The organism is Verrucomicrobiia bacterium (assembly GCA_035489575.1).
Classification (GTDB): domain Bacteria; phylum Patescibacteriota; class Saccharimonadia; order Saccharimonadales; family JAGQNK01; genus DATHJY01.
Genome location: DATHJY010000011.1, coordinates 62,007 through 80,978, shown reverse-complemented (window position 1 = coordinate 80,978; position 18,972 = coordinate 62,007). Strand labels below are relative to the sequence as shown.

Annotated in this window: 13 protein-coding genes and 1 pseudogene; 4 read left to right on the top strand and 10 right to left on the bottom strand. The window is 51.6% G+C overall.

Annotated features, from left to right (window positions below):
- Positions 1-17 precede the first annotated feature (17 nt).
- The 4 genes from VK694_04930 to nusA form a co-directional block, all read right to left on the bottom strand.
- The gene (locus VK694_04930) at positions 18-950 is read right to left on the bottom strand and encodes a hypothetical protein (protein HTE58062.1); all 933 of its coding nucleotides are present in this window, start codon (positions 948-950) and stop codon (positions 18-20) included.
- Positions 951-960: 10 nt separating this feature from the next.
- Positions 961-3,459: an ATP-dependent Clp protease ATP-binding subunit gene (locus VK694_04925; protein ID HTE58061.1), complete on the bottom strand. Its 2,499-nt coding sequence runs from the start codon at positions 3,457-3,459 to the stop codon at positions 961-963.
- A 97-nt stretch (positions 3,460-3,556) separates the two neighbouring features.
- Positions 3,557-3,994, bottom strand: a complete 438-nt coding sequence (locus VK694_04920; protein HTE58060.1) for a hypothetical protein — start codon at positions 3,992-3,994, stop codon at positions 3,557-3,559.
- A gap of 12 nt (positions 3,995-4,006) precedes the next feature.
- A complete protein-coding gene (gene nusA, locus VK694_04915; protein ID HTE58059.1) occupies positions 4,007-5,185 on the bottom strand; it encodes a transcription termination factor NusA in 1,179 nt (392 codons plus the stop codon).
- Positions 5,186-5,321: 136 nt separating this feature from the next.
- Here nusA and VK694_04910 point away from each other — a divergent pair, with 136 nt between their 5' ends.
- Positions 5,322-7,883 (top strand): M1 family metallopeptidase, encoded by a 2,562-nt coding sequence (locus VK694_04910; protein ID HTE58058.1) that lies wholly within the window; start codon positions 5,322-5,324, stop codon positions 7,881-7,883.
- 654 nt (positions 7,884-8,537) lie between these two features.
- On the opposite strand, the gene VK694_04905 is transcribed toward VK694_04910, so the two are convergent.
- The 3 genes and pseudogenes from VK694_04905 to rplS all read right to left on the bottom strand — a co-directional run bounded on the left by VK694_04905 (position 8,538) and on the right by rplS (position 10,085).
- Positions 8,538-8,879: a YraN family protein gene (locus tag VK694_04905; GenBank protein ID HTE58057.1), complete on the bottom strand. Its 342-nt coding sequence runs from the start codon at positions 8,877-8,879 to the stop codon at positions 8,538-8,540.
- Between the two features lie 66 nt (positions 8,880-8,945).
- Positions 8,946-9,503: a ribonuclease HII gene (locus tag VK694_04900; protein ID HTE58056.1), complete on the bottom strand. Its 558-nt coding sequence runs from the start codon at positions 9,501-9,503 to the stop codon at positions 8,946-8,948.
- A 249-nt stretch (positions 9,504-9,752) separates the two neighbouring features.
- Positions 9,753-10,085, bottom strand: a pseudogene (gene rplS / locus VK694_04895) (50S ribosomal protein L19).
- A 99-nt stretch (positions 10,086-10,184) separates the two neighbouring features.
- Between rplS and VK694_04890 the strand changes: the two are divergent.
- Positions 10,185-11,318 (top strand): NADP-dependent malic enzyme, encoded by a 1,134-nt coding sequence (locus VK694_04890; protein HTE58055.1) that lies wholly within the window; start codon positions 10,185-10,187, stop codon positions 11,316-11,318.
- A 13-nt stretch (positions 11,319-11,331) separates the two neighbouring features.
- Here the strand turns inward: VK694_04890 and VK694_04885 are convergent, their stop codons facing one another.
- The gene (locus tag VK694_04885; GenBank protein HTE58054.1) at positions 11,332-12,930 is read right to left on the bottom strand and encodes an ATPase, T2SS/T4P/T4SS family; all 1,599 of its coding nucleotides are present in this window, start codon (positions 12,928-12,930) and stop codon (positions 11,332-11,334) included.
- Between the two features lie 108 nt (positions 12,931-13,038).
- On the opposite strand from VK694_04885, the gene VK694_04880 reads away from it, so the two are divergent.
- Both VK694_04880 and VK694_04875 read left to right on the top strand, forming a co-directional pair.
- On the top strand, positions 13,039-13,554 hold the full coding sequence (locus VK694_04880; protein HTE58053.1) for a TrmH family RNA methyltransferase: 516 nt from the start codon (positions 13,039-13,041) through the stop codon (positions 13,552-13,554).
- Between the two features lie 51 nt (positions 13,555-13,605).
- A complete protein-coding gene (locus VK694_04875; GenBank protein ID HTE58052.1) occupies positions 13,606-14,628 on the top strand; it encodes a CAP domain-containing protein in 1,023 nt (340 codons plus the stop codon).
- Here the strand turns inward: VK694_04875 and VK694_04870 are convergent.
- Positions 14,623-15,255, bottom strand: a complete 633-nt coding sequence (locus tag VK694_04870) for a hypothetical protein (protein ID HTE58051.1) — start codon at positions 15,253-15,255, stop codon at positions 14,623-14,625. The two genes, VK694_04875 and VK694_04870, sit on opposite strands and share 6 nt — an antisense overlap.
- A 2-nt stretch (positions 15,256-15,257) precedes the next feature.
- Complete coding sequence (locus tag VK694_04865; protein ID HTE58050.1) at positions 15,258-18,854, bottom strand: DNA polymerase III subunit alpha; 3,597 nt, start codon at positions 18,852-18,854, stop codon at positions 15,258-15,260.
- Between the last annotated feature and the right edge of the window lie 118 nt (positions 18,855-18,972).

Sequence of the window (18,972 nt, the reverse complement as noted above, 5' to 3'; positions counted from 1 at the left end):
CAATTTTAGGTGATGACTTATAAGGTGGGACGGCTGTCGAGCGCCTTGAACAGCTCCTGCGTCTCCAGTGACACAGCTTTGTACTGCTCGACCAACTGATTGTAGTGATTGATCATGCTGTTCAGCTCGCGGATGTCCGCGTTATAGGCGGTTACGCGGGCGTTGAAGGCGTCTATCTGGGGTTCTGTTCGGGCACCACTGCGGTCGCGATCTAGTCCTTTGCGATCAGCCTCTAGCGTGTTTTGACGCTGTTCTATTTCGGTCTTGAGGCCTTGTAGTTCTTGTTCTATTGCTTCAGCCTTGTTTTTGCGTTCTGTAAAGACTGATTCGTATTTTTCTGAATAGGTTACTACCACGTGCCGATCGTTAAAGTACTTTTTATAGTAGGTTTCTAAGTCTTCGGGGAGTTCGCGCACCTCTGTGCCAATAATAGAATGGAGCTCGTTGGACACCACCATGGGGTCTCGTTTGCGATAGTTCTCGATAGTATCTTTGATGCGCTGATCTTTGAGGCTAGTCAGCACCTGTTCGGTTAGTTCGTCTATTCGGGTGCGCTCTGAAGTATCCAGGCGATCGTAGGCGGCGTGTAGCAGCTCGTGTGCGGCGGTGACTTGCTCTACTCCCTGCAGGCGCTCGTCCTGGACGTCGAATATATAGATACCGGTTTGTGATACGTAGCATCCCAGTACAATGGTGTGTTCGCCAAAGTCACTACAGTTTTGGGTAAACTGGGTGCGATCGTTTAGGAGCGGACGGTGGACATAGAACAGCCGACGTGCCGATTCGTTCATGGTCGTCTCTGTAGCTAGCGTGGCTATTTCTGCTGGTGCTTCATATCCACGCAGCCGTTGCCAATCGTAAATGGCTAGTCGCTGCCAATAGGCAGTAGCCACTGTTGCCAGTAGTACAAGTAATACTACCAGCGGCCATACGCGCGGACGTCGATTCATATCCCCTAGTTTACACCATAGACGCAGGCACTTCAGCCTGAGCTTGGTAGGTCAGATCGTCTTTGCCAGCGCCAATATGGATAATCTCGCCCTTGTGGTAGTCATTTCCCAGGAGAGCAAGCGCTAGATGATCCTCTATGGTATCGGCAATGAGTCGTCTCATGGGCCGCACGCCGTTACGGGAGTCATAGCCGTGCTGGAGCAGATGTTTCTTGGCGGCTTTGTCCAGCTGCAGGCCAATGCCATGCCGTACTAATCGTTCGCGCAGTTCGCCAATTTGTAAGTCCAGGATTTGCATGACGTCTTTTTTGGTTAGCGCCCGGAAGACAATGATCTTGTCTATGCGGTTTAAGAGCTCGGGGCGCATCATCTTCTTGAGCTCGTCATGTACCTTGTCTTTGTTGCTGGCGTGCAGGGCGTCTAGGTTACTTAGGTCAGATCGGTCGGTGGCCTGGAACCCCAGAGAAGCTTCTTTTTGCAGTTTATCAGCGCCAATATTGCTCGTCATGATGACAATGGTGTTGGTGAAGTCGATCTTGCGGCCTTTTGCATCGGTCAAGACGCCGTCTTCGAGTATCTGCAGCAGCATGTTAAAGACTTCTGGGTGGGCTTTCTCGATCTCGTCAAACAGCACCAGGCTGTAGGGTTGTCGCCGGATTTTGTCGGTTAGCTGACCACCCTCGTCGTACCCAACATAGCCGGCTGGGGCACCAACTAGTCGCGAAACGGTATGGTGTTCGCCAAATTCGCTCATGTCGATCTTGACCAGGTTGTTTTCGCTGCCAAAGAACTCTCTGGCGAGGACGCGAGCCAGCTCGGTCTTGCCAACACCGGTAGGGCCCAGAAAGACAAACGAGCCAATGGGGCGTTTGCCACTGCCAATACCTACCCGGTTGCGCCGGACGGCCTTGGCGACAGCCTCGACAGCTTCGTTCTGACCAATGACGTATTTGCTCAGCGTTTTTTCTAGGTTCAGCAGATATTTGGCTTCTGATCGGATAACTTTGTTAACTGGCACACCGGTCATGCGCGCTACGACGTCAGCGATGTCTTCGCTAGTAACGGTGAGTTGATTAGCCGTCTTGCCGGCCTGCTCGAGCGCTTTGAGCTCTTCGTTGATTTGCGAGGCACGCTGTTTTTCTTTGGCTGCCTTTTCGTAATCTTCGCTGTCCACTGCGTCTTCGATGCGCATGCTGACGAGTTTTAGCTCTTTTTGCAGTTTACGGACTTCGGGCGGTGTCTTGCCCTTGTCCACGCGCAAGTGAGCGGAGGCTTCGTCTAATAGGTCGATAGCCTTGTCTGGCATGTAGCGGTCGTTGATATAGCGCTTGGCGAGTGTCACCGTGTCTTCTAGCACTTTGTCACTCACCTTTACGCCATGAAAATCTTCGTAATGGCGGCGAAGGCCTTTGAGGATGGCTAGCGTCTCCGGAACAGTAGTCTCTGGTACCTGGATGGGCTGGAAACGTCGCTCGAGCGCAGCGTCTTTTTCTATGTGCTTGGTGTATTCGGCTGTAGTGGTGGCGCCAATGACTTGGACTTTGCCGCGAGCCAGGGCGGGTTTGAGGATATTGCCAGCGTCCATGGCGCCTTCGGCGGCGCCGGCGCCCACAATAAGGTGGAGCTCGTCTATAAAGACGATGGTTTTGTGATCGTTCTCTAGTTCGGACATGACTTTCTTGAGGCGCTCTTCGAATTCGCCACGATACTTAGTGCCGGCGATCATCCCGGCGAGATCTAGCATGACCAAGCGCTTGTCTAGCAGGCTGTCAGGTACGTCTTCGGCTATGATGCGTTGGGCCAGGCCCTCTACGATAGCCGTCTTGCCAACCCCGGGTTCGCCAATAAGTACTGGGTTATTTTTGGTGCGGCGGTTCAGGATAGTAATGACGCGGCGAATCTGGGGCTCGCGTCCTACGACTGGGTCTAGTTTGCCCTGGCGGGCCTGGGCTGTCATGTCGGTGCCAAAGAAGTCTAGGGCAGTCTTTTTCTGTTTTTTGGAACGGCGCCGGCCTTCGGTTGCTGCTTCGCTTTCTTCTTCGTATTGTTGGCGATTCAGGAATTGTTCGAGTTCGTTGACAAGTGAGTCGACGTTGACGTTCATGTCGCGGAGTAGAATGGTTGCCCGAGCGTTCTTTTGGCTGAGCACGCTGTACAGAATATGCTCGGTGCCGCAAAACTCTTGGTTGAAATCCTGGGCTACGTCGTAAGCCATCTTCAGAGTCAGCTTGGCGGTTTCGCTCAAGCCTTTGGCTCCCATGTTAATAACGAGAGTTTTTGGTGTCAGGTTCAGGGCGAGTCGGGCACGATCGAGTGTTACCCCATTTTCTTCGAGAATCTTAGATCCTATGCTGGTGTCCTGGGCCAGTACACCCAGTAGTAAGTGCTCGGTACCAACGTAGGCACTGCCGAAACTACGAGCAATAGCATCGGCGTGCTTTAGGCTTTGCAAGGCATTATCAGTCAGATGGTTCAAAAATTCTTGGAAATCAGGGCTGCTTGGCATCATTATGTTCTACCCTTTCAAGCGAGATCTTATATCGTTGTTCGCTGCTTCTATTTTACCATTTAGCACTCAGCATGCAAGAGTGCCAGAAAAATTAATTTTACTCTGGAATCTCCATATGAAATAATCTGGGTTCGCCTACGCCCTCGACCTCTAGGCCGATGTCTGGGTCTTCGATGAGAGGGTCTACGAGGTACACGCATCGGGCTGCATATTCACCCGTCGTTGCGCTACCGCTAAATTCGCTGCGTATATTGAGAGTAATGGATAAGAACTGTGGCATAGCAATGGAAACCTTTCGCCATGGCGCGGAGCGGTTGGGGCGTTCGGGCAGGCTGTCCAGCACCTGCCTTTCGTCGGTGATACGATTCCGGTAGGCGACATAGTTTTCTGGTAGTTCAAAAGCGACCATCTCTAAAGACACGGCTCGTCTTATGAGCTCGGAAACGGTGATGCGTAGCGTTTTGGCTCTGACCCGAAAATGTTCCAGCTCATCGTTGGTGATAAGGAGCGGTTCCTTTTCTGGGCCTGAGTCCATGGTGATCCTGAGTTATTTTTCGTCTGTGCCGTGTTGTTCGATGGCTTCCAGCAGGGAGCTTTCCAGCTGTTCTTTTTTCTTAAGCTTAGTTGCTGCTACCGGTCGGGCCGTGGTTGTGCCTTCGGCGACGGCTGGTGGTTCTGGGGCTTTTTGCTGCTCTGCAGCGATGTCTATGTCTAGGCCGGTTAGTTTGCTGGCCAGACGGACGTTCTGTCCACTTTTACCAATGGCAATACTCAGCTGATCTTCAGGTACGGTCACTTTGGCTTTGTTGTTCTTTTGGTCTATTTCAACTTTTGTGACTTTGGTAGGACTGAGGGCATTGGTGATGTAGTCGTTCAGATCTTCGCTGAAGACAACGATATCAATCTTTTCTTGCTCGCCAATCTCGCTCATAACAGCGTTTACGCGAGTACCATGGCCGCCTACAAACGTACCGACTGGGTCGACACCTTGGACGGTACTGGCTACGGCAATCTTGCTGCGGACACCAGCTTCACGGGCAATACCTTTGATCTCTACTGCGCCGTTTTCCATTTCTGGCACTTCGGCTCGGAACAGCCACTCTATAAACTGCGTGTTGCCACGTGATACTACCAATTGTGGACCGCGAGGACCACGCTCGACGTCTTTCAAAAAGACCTTGAGCCGCTGGCCGGGATAGTATCGCTCACCCTGGATCTGTTCGCTCATGGGCATGATCCCCTGGGCTTTGCCCAAGTCTACTCGTACAATGCGGCCTTCAACCCGAGCGACGATGCCGTTGATAACGGCGCCGATCTTATCTTCGTATTCGTTCATAATGATTTCGCGCTCGGCTTCGCGCAGGCGTTGCAAAATAACTTGCTTGGCGGTCTGGGCGGCTACGCGACCAAAGTTGTTGACTTTTTCGTGGATCTCTACGGTTTCGCCTACTTTGGCATCTTTGCGGATGGCTTGGGCTTCTGTTAGGGGGATTTCGAAGTGGTCGTCTTCTACGTTGTCTACTACTTCTTTGCTCACGTAAGCATCGACGTCACCATTGTTTAGGTTCATGCTAACGCGCACTTCTTGCTCGCGTTCTCCGTAGTCGCGGCGATAGGCTGCAGCCAGCGCTTGTTCGACGACTTCCTGAACGACTTCAGTGGGCAAATTCTTTTCTTCGGCAATGGATTTGACGGCCATAGCCAGTTGTTTGATATCTAGATCCATAGGTGGACTCCTTATTTCATGAAAAAAGTCGACCTGCCGGCCGACTCACTACAGTCGTAATAGTACAGCAAAACCCAGTAAGCGTCAAATGCACATCAGGCCTCTCTTCGCTGTCAAAAATGGTACTATTAGTGTAATGGGTAAAAATACTGTCAAAAGGCTGTTTGATGAATTTCAGCCGATCCATTATGCATTAGATCTAAAGCCAGACCGCGACAACATGACGTTTAGCGGCACGGTTGTTATCACTGGCACCAAGTCTGGGCGACCAAGTCAACGTGTGACTTTTCACCAGAGTGGACTGAAGATAACAGCCGCACACATAACGCGCCATGACAAAAAAGGCGATCAAGAGATCGTCGTTGACCGTATTAACCATCACGCCACCTATGACGAGGTACGATTGCATGCCAAGACTATGGCATATCCTGGCCGCTACACCATTCGCATGGATTTTAAGGGCAAGATTACCGAAAACATGAATGGCATATACCCCAGCGTATTTGAGCAGGATGGCGTACAGAAACAACTGATTGCCACACAGTTCGAAAGCCACCACGCCCGCGAAGTCTTCCCAAGTGTTGATGAGCCGGCTGCCAAGGCGACCTTTGATCTCAGCCTCAGTACTCCCGTAGGCGAAACGGTCTTGGCTAATACGCCCGTGAAGACCCAAGTAGTAGAGAACGGGGTGCAGCACACCACCTTCGAGACAACACCCAAGATGAGTACTTATCTGCTGGCTTTTCTTTATGGCGAGCTAGGATATAAAGAAGCCAAAACTAAAGATGGTGTCGTGGTGCGCGCTTATGCGACACCGGACAATGTTAAGCTCACTGATTTTGCCCTGGATGTCGCAGTCAAGACCCTGGAATTTTATAACGATTATTTTGGTATACCCTATCCATTGCCCAAGGCTGATATGGTGGCCTTGCCCGATTTTGCCTCTGGCGCCATGGAAAACTGGGGGCTGATTACTTACCGCGAACAGTGCATGCTGGTGGATCCCGTCAATACTTCGCTCAACACCAAGCAGTATGTAGCCATGGTGGTCTGTCACGAGTTTGCCCACCAGTGGTTTGGTAATTTGGTGACTATGCGTTGGTGGACGGACTTGTGGCTGAACGAGGGCTTTGCCAGCTGGATCGAATATCTGGCGGTTGATCACTTGTTCCCGGAGTGGCAAATGTGGATTCAGTTTGCTGTCGATGAGCAACAGCGGGCCTTTAAACTGGACGCCCTGGAGCACACTCACCCCATTGAGGTGCCAGTGCACCATCCGGATGAGATCCGTACTATCTTTGACACTATTAGCTATAGCAAGGGTGCCAGTGTTATTCATATGTTGCATGACTACCTGACGCCAGAGCTGTTCCGCGACGGTTTGCGTCACTACTTAGACCTGCATAAATATGCCAATACTGACACCGTAGACCTGTGGGCAGCACTCGAGCAAATTTCGGGTAAACCAGTAAAAGACTTTATGCATGCCTGGACGTCGCAGCCCGGCTTTCCTGTTGTGCACGCCAACGTCGAAGATGGCGCGGTCACGCTGACTCAGGAACGCTTCTATGTAAATCCGGAAATATCTGACAAGACCACCAAGACGTGGCCCATAGCTCTACTGGCTGGCAGCGGTATCGAGCCAGAGCTGATGACCCAAAAGATTACCGCCATTGATCTGCCTGATAGCCATTCATTTAAGCTGAACCAGGGCCAGAGTGGCTTTTATCGTACCACCTATAATGCCAGCCATTTAAAGCATCTTGGCGAACTTATCAAGAAGGGCCGTATGTCTCCGCTCGATCGTCTGGGAATTTTGAGCGATCTATTCGAAGCGGCCAAAGCCGGCGAGGCTGACACATTGGACGCCATTCATTTCCTGGAAGTATTCGAAAACGAAAACGACAACGCCGTCTGGGATGTGATTGCCGGGGGGATCATGGCCGTGCGCAATATATTCAACGACGAAGAGCTGCGCGAACTCATGAAACCCTTTATCAGGCGGCTGGTTGCCAAGCAGCTGGCACGCCTGGGCTGGAAGCCAGCCGAGGATGAACTGCACTTTGATACCCTGCTGCGACCTACCATCATCGGACTTGCTGCCGGAGCGGACGAACCTAGTGTAGTCAAAGAGGCGCTGCGTCAGTTCCAGGCCATGAAGTCAGCCCAAGATATCAATCCCGACCTGAGGGGTGTAGTGTATAGTACTGCAGTCCGGCATGGCGATGCCAAGACTTTTGACAAGTTGTTTGCCATGCATGAATCGACCGCCAACAGTGACGAACGGTTGACGTTAACAGCCGCCCTCACACACTTTGAACAGCCCGAGCTGATTGATAAAGCGCTGGATATAATCAAGTCCAAGTCGGTGCGCACCCAGGATATTAGCTACTGGGTGGCCTATAGCTTTGTTAATCGTTTCGCTCGCCAAAAGACCTGGAAGTGGATGACTGATAACTGGCACTGGCTGGCCAAGAAAATGGGAACAGATCTTAGCTTTAACCGGTTCCCCATGTACGCCGCACATGCCTTTTCTAACCGGGAATTTCTGAAAGACTATAAAGATTTCTTTTTGCCCCGCATAGAACCGTCGTTTGAAAGATCTATTCGGCAAGGTATCGAGGTGATTACCTGGCAATCTGCCTGGAAAGAAAGAGACTTAAAAGAAGTCAAAAACTTCTTCCAGGCCCAAAGTTAGTTTTTACTAGCTTAAATTCCGCATTCTACTGCGCCAGGAATCGATGTGCTATTGTTTGCCAAAGTCTTGGCGCAAAAATAGCGCTTCGATGTCCTGATTACTGCTAAGACTATACGATTGAGGGGTAGTCGCTAGTGCGCTGCCGTAAAGATATTGTATATTGTATGCGTCCTGTCGTTGGAAGAAAGAAGTCTTTCCATGAGGAGCTTACTTGTCATTTTAGGTTCGTTGGCCTATGTCACGGTTTTGCCGTGGGCCAGTTCGGGCAGCATCTCGCTACTATTCCCCGCCATTTTTGTCTCTACTTTGTACTTTGTGTGCAGTCTCTCGGTCACTGGGCCAGCCCTGATCGCGGGTACGAACTTGCTTATCGGAGTACAGATCGGTACCTACTTTGGTCCACCGAGTTCAACTAACATCCTCGCTTTCACGGGGGCTGTATTGGCGATGCCTTTCGCTGTGGCGAGCAAAAACAAGCTATGAGCCACCGAATTCCTCCCGAGGACATCTAGGGTTAAGTATGCTACTGGGTCGTACCCGGAGCAGAAGCAGGTTCACGTCAGTATTGCTGACGCCTCCCCTAGAAACCAGAGCCATAGTATATGTGCCGAGCCCGCTCGGTGTTGTTTCTCATATACTATGGTCTTTATATTTTTAGGTAATAATCGAGTCAATAAATTCTATGTGGTTGGCATCGATAGCCACTGCCGCGAGCTGGTAGTCCCCAGGCCAGTCGTGGTTTTGTACCCACATTTCTGCCGCAAACTGCATGCTGTGGAGTTTCTTTGGCGTTATGTAGTCCAGGCCGCCGCCGTGCTTTGTGTTGCGGCGATACTTTACTTCTACCAGGTAGAGTACCTTATCTTTTTTGGCGACTATATCAATCTCGCAGTACCGTGTCTTCCAGTTCAGCTGCAGCACGGCAAAGCCCTGTGATTCTAAGTAAACTGCGGCACGTTTTTCGGCATTATGGCCCGCTGCGTAGTTAGAACCCATCCCTAAAAGTCTCTTTCGGCTGCAAGCCATCTTGACGAGCACTTGAAAAGACTTTTAAGATGGGTTCTAGACATTCTGTAGGTTTTTTAGCGGCTGCCAGCTTAGGCGGTGTAGCTCACAGGCACCGTGGAGTGCTAGCATGTCGCGGTGCAAACGCGTGCCATAGCCAACATGTTTGTCAAACTGATACTGGGGGAATTGCTGGGCGATATCGCGCATGTAGTTGTCCCTAGCTACTTTGGCAACAATACTTGCGGCACTGACGGCTGGCACCAGGTTGTCGGCCTTGATCAGGGTGATTGCCTTTGGGTTGGAGCTGAGGTAATTGTAGTTGCCGTCCATGATGATCTGATCGTAGCCGCAGGTCAGTTGCGCAACGGCTTCAGCGGCGGCCTGGCGGGTGGCCTCGGTCAACCCCAGCCGATCGACATCGGCGGGTTGGATCCAGCTGATTCCGATACTGGCATGTTTATGGATGCGGACAGCCAGTATTTCTCTTTGAGTACGAGTGAGGAGCTTTGAGTCCTTGAGGCCTCGCAAGCGTTTGTGCAGTACAACCGCTGCCACCACCAACGGACCAGCCCAGCAGCCGCGCCCTACTTCGTCTACCCCTACTACATTCATGCTTTCATGGTAACAAAAAACCCTGGACGTGCCAGGGTTTTATTGTCATATAACGGATTTTTACTCTTCTTCTTCGCGAGCTTTCAGTGCTGCTTCGGCCTTGGCTTCTAGTTTTGCGTCTCCTTCAGCCTTTTTGGCGGCGTCTGCTTCTGCGGCGGCTTTGACTTCGTCGTGCAGTTTTTCTTCTTCAGCTTCGGCCTTGGTGTCGTGGATGGTGTTAACGGCTTCGCGGTCAAAGTCCATGCCGGTTAGACGAGCAGACTTACCGGTGCGAGCACGCATGTAAGTTAAGTAGTTGCGGCGAACTTTGCTACGCTTGGTCACCTCGACCTTTAGTACGAGGGGGCTGTGCAGCAAAAAGCTCTTCTCTACGCCAACGCCGCTGGCAATCTTGCGTACCAGGATACGGCTGGTGTGGCTACCCTTGCGGTCTACGCGGATAACCAGGCCCTGAAAAATCTGTACACGCTCTTTGCTTCCTTCGCGGATTTTTTGGTGCACTTTAACGGTGTCGCCAGGTCGAATGTCGACGACCTGAGACTTTTTGTATTTTTCCTCAATTTTCTGAATAACAGATTGCATATCCAATAGATATTACACTATTCACCTCTTTAATGCAACAACTTAACCCTGAAATATAAAAGTTTAGGAATTTATTTTATGCACCGCTATAGTAAAGATATGGACTATGCAAAAGAGGCGTTAAAAAAGCACAAAGAACTTAAAGGCAAAATATCGGTTGAACTCAAGGACCCGTTAGATAGCCGTGACAAGCTAAGCACTTATTACACGCCTGGAGTGGCAGCCGTCTCTAGTTATATATATGAGCATCCCGAAGAGGGGCGTGATTATACATGGCTGAACAACATCGTTGCCGTGATCTCTGATGGCTCGGCCGTGCTGGGCCTGGGCAACATTGGGCCCAAAGCCTCGCTGCCAGTCATGGAGGGTAAGGCCATGCTGTTCAAGCATTTTGCGGGCATTGACTCGGTGCCGATCATTCTAGACGTGCATACGGCAGACGAAATAGTGGCAGCCGTAAAGGCTATCGCGCCCAGTTTCGGCGGTATCAACCTAGAGGATATTGCCGCCCCGCTTTGCTTTGAGGTAGAAGAACGGCTGAAAGCCGAACTGGACATACCGGTGTTTCACGACGACCAACACGGTACTGCGGTAGTCGTGCTGGCGGGTCTTATTAACGCCATGAAAGTTACTGGACGTCGCTTGGAGGATTGTCGGATTGTGTGCGTGGGCGCTGGTGCAGCCGGAACGGCCATCATGAAATTGTTGGACCTGTATGCCAAGCCCGAAATACTAGCAGTTGATAGCGTGGGCATTATTAGCTCGAAGCGCACGGATCTGAACACCGAGAAGCAAAAACTCCTGGCGTTTACAAATAAACATGATGTCCACGGTTCCCTGGAGGACGCTCTGAAAGATGCCGATATCTTCATCGGGGTGTCAAAAGCTGAATTGCTGACACCTGCGCTTGTGAAGACTATGGCCAAGAAGCCGATTATCTTTGCTATGGCTAACCCGACACCCGAAATCATGCCAGATGAAGCTAAGGCGGCTGGGGTAGCGGTCATGGCTACTGGTCGCAGTGACTTCCCAAATCAAGTCAACAACGCTCTGGCATTCCCGGGTATTTTTCGTGGAGCGCTGGATAATAAGGTTCGCACGATTACGGATGATCATAAAATCAAGGCTGCCAAGGCTATTGCTGGGCTAGTTGAGCATCCGACTGCCGAAGAAATTATTCCAAGCGTGTTAGATGACAGACTGGTGTCCAGTATTAGTCGAGAAATCAGATAGATCAGGGCTGTGGCTAGCCGACGACCCGGAACACTTCTTCTAGGGTAGTCTCGCCGGCAATGGCCTTGAGTATGCCATCTTGTATCATGGTGCGCATACCACTTTTTATGGCGGCTGCTTCAATTTGCTGGGCGGTCGGATGCGTGTTTTCTAGGAGCTTGCTTACTTCGCCCTGCATGAGGAACTGCTCGCGCAAGGCTACTTGCCCACGATAGCCGTAGGGATTGTCTGCACTCGCACCAGCCTTGTATAGCTGCAGATTATTGACGTCTGGGCGCTCGATACCCTCGGGAAGAGTGGATATGATTTCGGCTAACTTCTTCTTGGTGGGCTCGTCTGGCGTATAGGCCTGCTTGGATGAGTCGTCCAGACGGCGAACAAGTCGCTGAGCCATGACTAAGCGGATAGCTGACACAAACAGAGGATTTTCGCCAATGATGTCGCCCATTCTGGTCAGAGCGGCGGCAGCAGAAGAAGCGTGGAAAGTCGAAAGCACGAGGTGTCCGGTGAGCGAGGCCTGCAGGGATGTCTTGGCGGTGTCTATATCGCGGATCTCACCAACCATGACGATATCTGGGTCAAGGCGTAAGACAGCGCGCAGTTTGTTGGCAAAGCTCAGTTCTGTAGCCGATTTGGTGGTGACGGAGATTTGGGTGATGCCGGTAAACTGATATTCTACTGGGTCCTCGATGGTAATGACCTTGCGCTCTTCGGAGTTGAGGGTATTGAGCATGGAATACAATGTGGTGGTCTTGCCCGAACCAGTTGGGCCGACAACCAGTACCAGGCCGCTTGGCTTGGCAATGATATCGTCTACTACTTTGCGCTCATCTGCTGATAGGCCCAGTTTGTCTAGGTTGTACATGTTTTCGTCCAGGTTGAACAAACGCATGACAACATCCATGCCGTTTATGGTGGGTACGGTTTCCAGGCGGAGATTTATGTCTACCTCGGCGCCATCCTGCATTCGCAGGTGCTGGGCGATGTGGCCCTGCTGTGCTTCCCCGGAGGAAGTAGATACATTGCCAGCGCTGGCAATGGCAGAAATCAGCACACGGTACTTTTCGATACTCAGACGAGCAACGGGATGCAAAACGCCGTCTATACGGAACCGAACGCGGACGTATTCGCGCTGGATCTCTAGGTGGATATCTGAAGTGGCCAATTTGTGCGCCTGTTGCACTAGATAGGCTAACATGTCGGCTGCTCGCACTTGCTCGAGGGTGGAGGACACCGAGCGGATGAGCTCTTCCTGGCCGGCGTTGGTAATAGAGATGTCTTGGTAGACCACTTGTTTGGGCGGGTCGTACAGTTTCATGTACTCCCTGAAGCCGGTCTCGGAAATGAGTCCAAAAGCTATACGCTGGTCCAAAAACTTATGACGCATATCTACCATGGTTTGCTGGGACGTCGTGTTGGTGACGCCAAATGTAACATTGTGCTCGTCTGCCTGGATAGGGATAAGCCGCAAATTATAGAGCTCTTGGGTGGTTAGATAGTCTTTGTAGAGCGTCTTTTTAGCAATACGCGAAGTATCTATATAGTTTAGCCCCAATATAATAGCTCGTCGCTGGGTAGTTAGCTCTTCGTCACGTCTGGCGTCTTGGCTCATGCCAAACTCCCTAACTCTAAGAGTGCATGCAAAATCTGAACACGTTTTCGCGGGGCTTTCATATACCCTTATTTAAGCATAAGAAGAGTACTTTGATAAGATGTGGTCATGATGAAACAGCGTGAGCTAATAGTAATCGCCCACAATTTGCGGAGTTGCCACAATGTGGGGTCATTACTGCGGACGGCCGAGGGTTTGGGTGTACGAACGGTCTACTTGTCTGGCTACACGCCTTATCCCGAAATGCCAGACGATGATAGATTGCCCCATATTCGTCAAAAACTACATAAGCAGATACAAAAAACAGCGCTGGGGGCTGAAAGGCTGGTTGATTGGCAGGTATATAAGAATATAGCTGATCTGTTTGACTTGTTGGGGCAGCAAAATACACCCGTATATGCTGTTGAACAGGCGAAGGGGTCGATAACTTTGCCCGGCTTTCAGCCACCGGACAGGCTGGCGCTGCTGGTGGGTCGAGAAGTCGAGGGGGTGGAGCCAGAAGTGCTGGCCCGCTGCAAAGCAGCCCTAGAGATACCCATGGCTGGATCCAAAGAATCATTCAATGTCGTACAAGCTGCCGGAATGGCGCTTTATCATTGTGCATTCTTCCAAGAAACACAGTAGGCTGTCTGGTGCGTGCCCGGTTTGATATACTTATGGTTAACGAGTACCGATATGCCCAAAATATCCAGAAGAACGCACACAAAAGACCACACCAAACGGCACGGCCGACACCACAAGCAAAGCCCCAAGTACGCCAAGGTGTACGCACCCTATTTGCCGCTGGTTATATCTATTATTGCCAGTATTTTCCTGAGTTTTTGGCGCCCAGCGCCGGGCAATACCCTGGCCTACGCCACCGAAATAAGCGCTGGTGGTTTGCTGTCGACCACTAACAGTCAGCGGACTGCCAACGGAGCGGGGTCGCTGTCTTTGAGCGGCCAGCTCAACTCGGCCGCTCAGGCTAAGGCAAATGACATGGTAGCGCGCGATTATTGGTCACATACCACGCCCGACGGTCAGCAACCGTGGGTATTCATTGATTCTACCGGCTATAAATATAGTAAGGCTGGCGAAAACCTGGCCTATGGATTTGCCACCAGCAGCGAGACGGTTTCTGGCTGGATGAATAGCCCGGCACACAAGGCCAATATGCTAGATACCTCTTTTACTCAGGTTGGCTTTGGGTATGCCAACAGCGCCGATTTCAATGGCGACGGCGAGCAGACCGTGGTGGTCGCCATGTATGCCAAGCCACAAGTCCAGGCTGCCACGACGCCACCGGCCCCTAGTACCACCGCTCCTACTGCTACCCCCAAGCCGCCTGCGGCACCAGCCCCTGTCCCCACGCCATCGCCTACTGCTCCCGCAGAGCAGCCGGCTGCACCGGTCGAGCAACCAAAAGAATCAGCACCAGTTGCGACCGATCAGCCGGCTGCTGCTGTTACCACTCAGCCCAAGAAGATATCACGCATAGAGGCCCTGACTGGCGGGCGGTTGCCGTGGGCAGCTACTGCGCTCGGTATGTTACTGATCGGCTTGGCGGTGTTCAAGCTGCTGCATCATAGTCTGAAGTTCCGTCACTTGCTGAAGGATGGCGAGCGACTTATTTTGCACCACCCCTTGCTAGACAGCACATTGTTGGGTCTCGCCATACTAGGTATGACGCTACTGCGGACTGTCGGTACTATCTTATAGGAGAAGTTTGTCCAAGAGGGTCGTCGCTGGCTGCTCTAGGCTGACGTGTATAAAGTCTATGCCAAAGGCAGCAACTGCTTCATTTTTGGCTCCGTCGTCCAGCAGGGCTACTTGCCCGGGCTGCATAGTATGACGGCGCAAATAGTCTCCAAAGAACAGGCTAGAGCCATCTGTTGCTGTTTCTCGTTTGAATGCACCCACTAGGTGAGAGCTGAGTATGTCGTCGCTGAAAGTGTTTACCCGCAGAGCCGGAACGGTCCACCTAGTAAAGCAATCCATATTATCTGTAGCAATTACTATGCGTACGCCACGCTCCTGGACTGCTCGCAGCAGGTGTGGCAGGCGCTCGTCGATAAAGCTCATATTTTGGCAGCTGTGTCGCATATGTTCTAGCAGTTGGGCATAGTCTATTCCCGTTTTGGCCGCGGCAACGGCAAGTGCTTGTTCGGTCGTGAGTTTGCCGAGCATCCAGCGCTGAAAAGTGTCATCAGGGTCGCTGGATTGAAAAACGCACTCTTGGATAGATTGGTAGTCATCGGCGCGTTTGGGATCATCCTTCCAATGCCCCCACAGACGTGATTGGCTGAGCGTGCCATCCCAATCGATAAATAATGTATCGTATTTCATGATTATTGAACTTTGACGTTATCGGCACCTACGAGGCTGCCGAACGAGGCCAGGATGGAAGCGTCGGCCTGTACCCGTATGGGCAATCGAATGACTTGTTTGGTTGCCTCTGGTCCCACCACCAGCACTACTTCGGCATCGCCCTTGTTGGCGTCGATAGCCTGGCGGAGCTCCAGCAGGGTTTTATGGTCATCACTGCGTTCCAGCCGGATATATATGCGTTGCGGAACGGCCTCTTTGGACGTGACCACGGCGGCTGCACTAGTGCGTGGTTTTTTGGATGGTTTTACCACCTTGGGCTTTTTGCCAGTTGCCTGATAGGCCACCGCTTGGGCGTGGGTTATCTCACGGGCGTCATCTACCAGTACTTTCAACTCCTGGGACATGTTGCCGTCACGGTCTTTGGCGTTTATTTTGCCTTTTACCAAGATAACTTTGTCGCGCTCCCAGATGCCGACGGTTTGCTGGTACATGCTGGGAAACAGTATGAGTTCTAGCTCGCTGAATTGGTCGGCTAGTTTTACAAATGCCATTTTTTGACCATTTTTTGTAGTGATCTCGCGGACATCCTGGATAGCCCCGCCGATGGTCACGGGCTTGCCATCGTGTTCTGGCTTGAGGCTTTTGATCGGTGTGGTTCGTTCTGCAAGAAAGAGTTCGTAGGCCTCCAGGGGGTGTTGGCTCAGATACAGACCAAGCAGCTCGCGCTCCCAGATCAGTTGCTCTTGCTGGTTAAACACTTCAGTGGGGTTGTCTAACTTGAGTGTGGGTTTGTGAGCCATGGCGTCGTCAATAATATTGCCAAAGAGGTCTGTCTGGCCACTGGCCTTTTCTTTTTGCAGGCGAGAGGCATAGGCTAGCAAAACATCCATATTGTGGAGCAGAAAACTGCGTTCGCCATAACGATCAAAGGCGCCAGACTTGACCAAACTTTCCAGTGTTTTGCGGTTGGCTACACGGGTGTTCACTCTGGTAAAGAAATCCTCTAGGGTTTCAAATTGGCCATTGGCATCCCGAGTGTGTATGATCTCGTCGGCTGCACCCGTACCTACGTTTTTGATGGCCGCCATACCAAATCGGATCTGATTGGTCTTGGGCACTACGGCAAATTCTAGGTATGATTCGTTGACGTCTGGCGGCAGTACCTCGATACCCATATGTTTGCATTCGGTAATCTCGATAGCCAGGCGGTCGGTGTCGTCGAAGTCACTCGTCATAAGGGCGGCCATGAAGGCGGCCGGATAGTGGGCCTTTAGATAGGCCGTTTGGTAGGCTATCAGGGCGTAACAGGCAGCGTGTGATTTGTTAAAACAGTAATTGGCAAATTCTTCCAGTTGGTCCCAGAACTTTTCGGCCATTGCCTCGGTGGCGCCACCGTGCTTGACGGCTCCTTCGACAAATTCGACTTTTACCTTGCGCATAAGGTCGATCTTTTTCTTGCCTACTGCCTTGCGCAGTGTGTCGGCCTGTCCGCCGCTAAAGCCACACCATTCCTTGGATATCTGCATGAACTGTTCCTGATAGACCAAGATGCCGTAAGTATTCTTGAGCGAGTTCTCTAGGCCGGGGTGCAGGTAGGTTATGTCCTCTTGGCCGTGCTTGCGCTTAATGAAACTGTCAATAAACTGCATAGGGCCAGGCCGGTACAGCGCCACCATCGCGACGATATCTTCAAAGGCGGTAGGTCGCAGCTCTTTCAGGTAGCGTTTCATGCCGGCGGATTCCAGCTGGAACACGCCAGTGGTGTCGCCACGCTGGAACAATTCAAATGTTTTGTCGTCGTTTAGCGGAATAGTGTTGATGTCGAGGTCGTTGCCATACACCCTTTTAACAATACGCAATGCGTTCTTGATGATGGTCAGGTTGCTCAGTCCTAAGAAGTCCATCTTTAGGAGCCCGAGCTCTTCAACCGGACCCATAGGGTACTGGGTGGCTACCACCCCTTTTTGGGCCATTTCAAGCGGCACAAATTTGACGATATCATCAGGCGCGATAACTACTCCGGCTGCGTGCACACCATGACTGCGCACCGTACCCTCTAGGCGCACCGCTTGGTCCAGGACCTGGCGTGATACTTCGTTTGTCTCGTACTCACGCTTCAGGTCGGCATCATCCTTGAGTGACGTTGGCAGTGGTATGTGACGGCCTTGTACTGGCGCGGGTATCATCTTGGCCAGGCGGTCGGCATCGGCATAGGGCACTTGCAGCACCCGGGCTACGTCGCGCACGGCGTTACGAGCAAACATGCGGCCAAAGGTAACGATATTTGCTACCCGCTCGGTGCCATACTTTTCTACACAGTACTGAATAACCTCGTTACGCCTGGTGTCCTGGATGTCGATATCGACGTCGGGCATGCTGATGCGGTCCGGGTTTAGGAAGCGCTCGAACAGCAAGTCGTACTGCATGGGGTCTAGCTCGGTCACTTTTAACGCATATGAAATGATAGAACCAGCGGCCGAACCGCGGCCCGGGCCAAACACAATGCCATTGTCCTTACCCCAGTTAATAAAATCCTGAATGATAAGGAAATAGCCGTTAAAGCCCATTTTGTCTATCACCCCGAGTTCGTAGGTTGCTCGCTCGGCAATGTTTTTGGGCAGTGTCTTTTTGGCTGCCGCAATGCTGACTTTGGCTGCCGCTTCTTCTGCTGTGCCGCCGTAGCGCCAGGCTAGTCCGCGGTAGACCAGTTTGTCTAGATAAGTTTTCTCTGTCTCGCCTTCTGGCACTGGAAATTTTGGAATCAGGATCTTGCCTAGCTCTAGTTCGACATTGCAGCGGTCTGCAATGGCTGCCGTAGTGGTGATAACGTCGGGATACTCTGCGCCCCAACGTTTGATGATCTCTGCCGGTGTTTCGACGTGTAGTGGGTAGTCTTTAAGCGACATGCGCTTTTCGTCGCTGAGGAATGAGCCTGTTCCCACGCACAGCAAGATCTCGTGAGCATCCTGGTCTTCATGGTGCAGGTAGTGGGCGTCGCAGGTTACGACTACCGGGATGTCTAGTTCTTTGCCAAGCTGTAGGACCTGCTGGTTGATAGCCCCTTGTTCGCTGCTGTGCAGCTGGTTTTCGGGGTGTCCATGATCTTGAATCTCTAGATAATACCTATCCCCAAAAAGCTTCTTGTACCAGGTAGCTATCTCGACTGCCTGAGCATACTGGTCTTGCTTGAGGGCGTTGCCTATCTCGCCACCCATGCAGGCGCTAAGGGCAATGATGCCTTCGTGGTATTTCTCTAGTAGTTCGTGGTCTATGCGGGGGAAATAGTAAAACCCGTCCAGGTTAGCCTTGGTGCTCAGCTGCATGAGGTTCTGGTAGCCTGTGTTATTCATGGCCAGCAGGATCAGGTGAAAGCGGTTTTTGTCCTTCTGGGGGTCTTTGTCGGTATGTCGGCGGGCGGCCACATAAGTCTCTATACCAATGATGGGTTTGATGTCTCGAGCTTTGGCCTCTTTATAAAATTCGATAGCCCCAGATAAAGTACCGTGGTCGGTCATGGCCACGGCTTTCATACCCTGCTCTTTGACAAAATCCATCAAAGGCCCAACGCGTGTGAGACCGTCCAATAAACTAAATTGGGTGTGATTATGCAGATGCACGTAGTCTGAACTACGCAAATCTGCAGCCTTTTTCTGAACTGCCGACACGAGCTGGTTACCCTCCAGTACTCTTGCTAGTTTACTGGACTCAGGGCTGTTTTGGCGATGCTTTTAATTA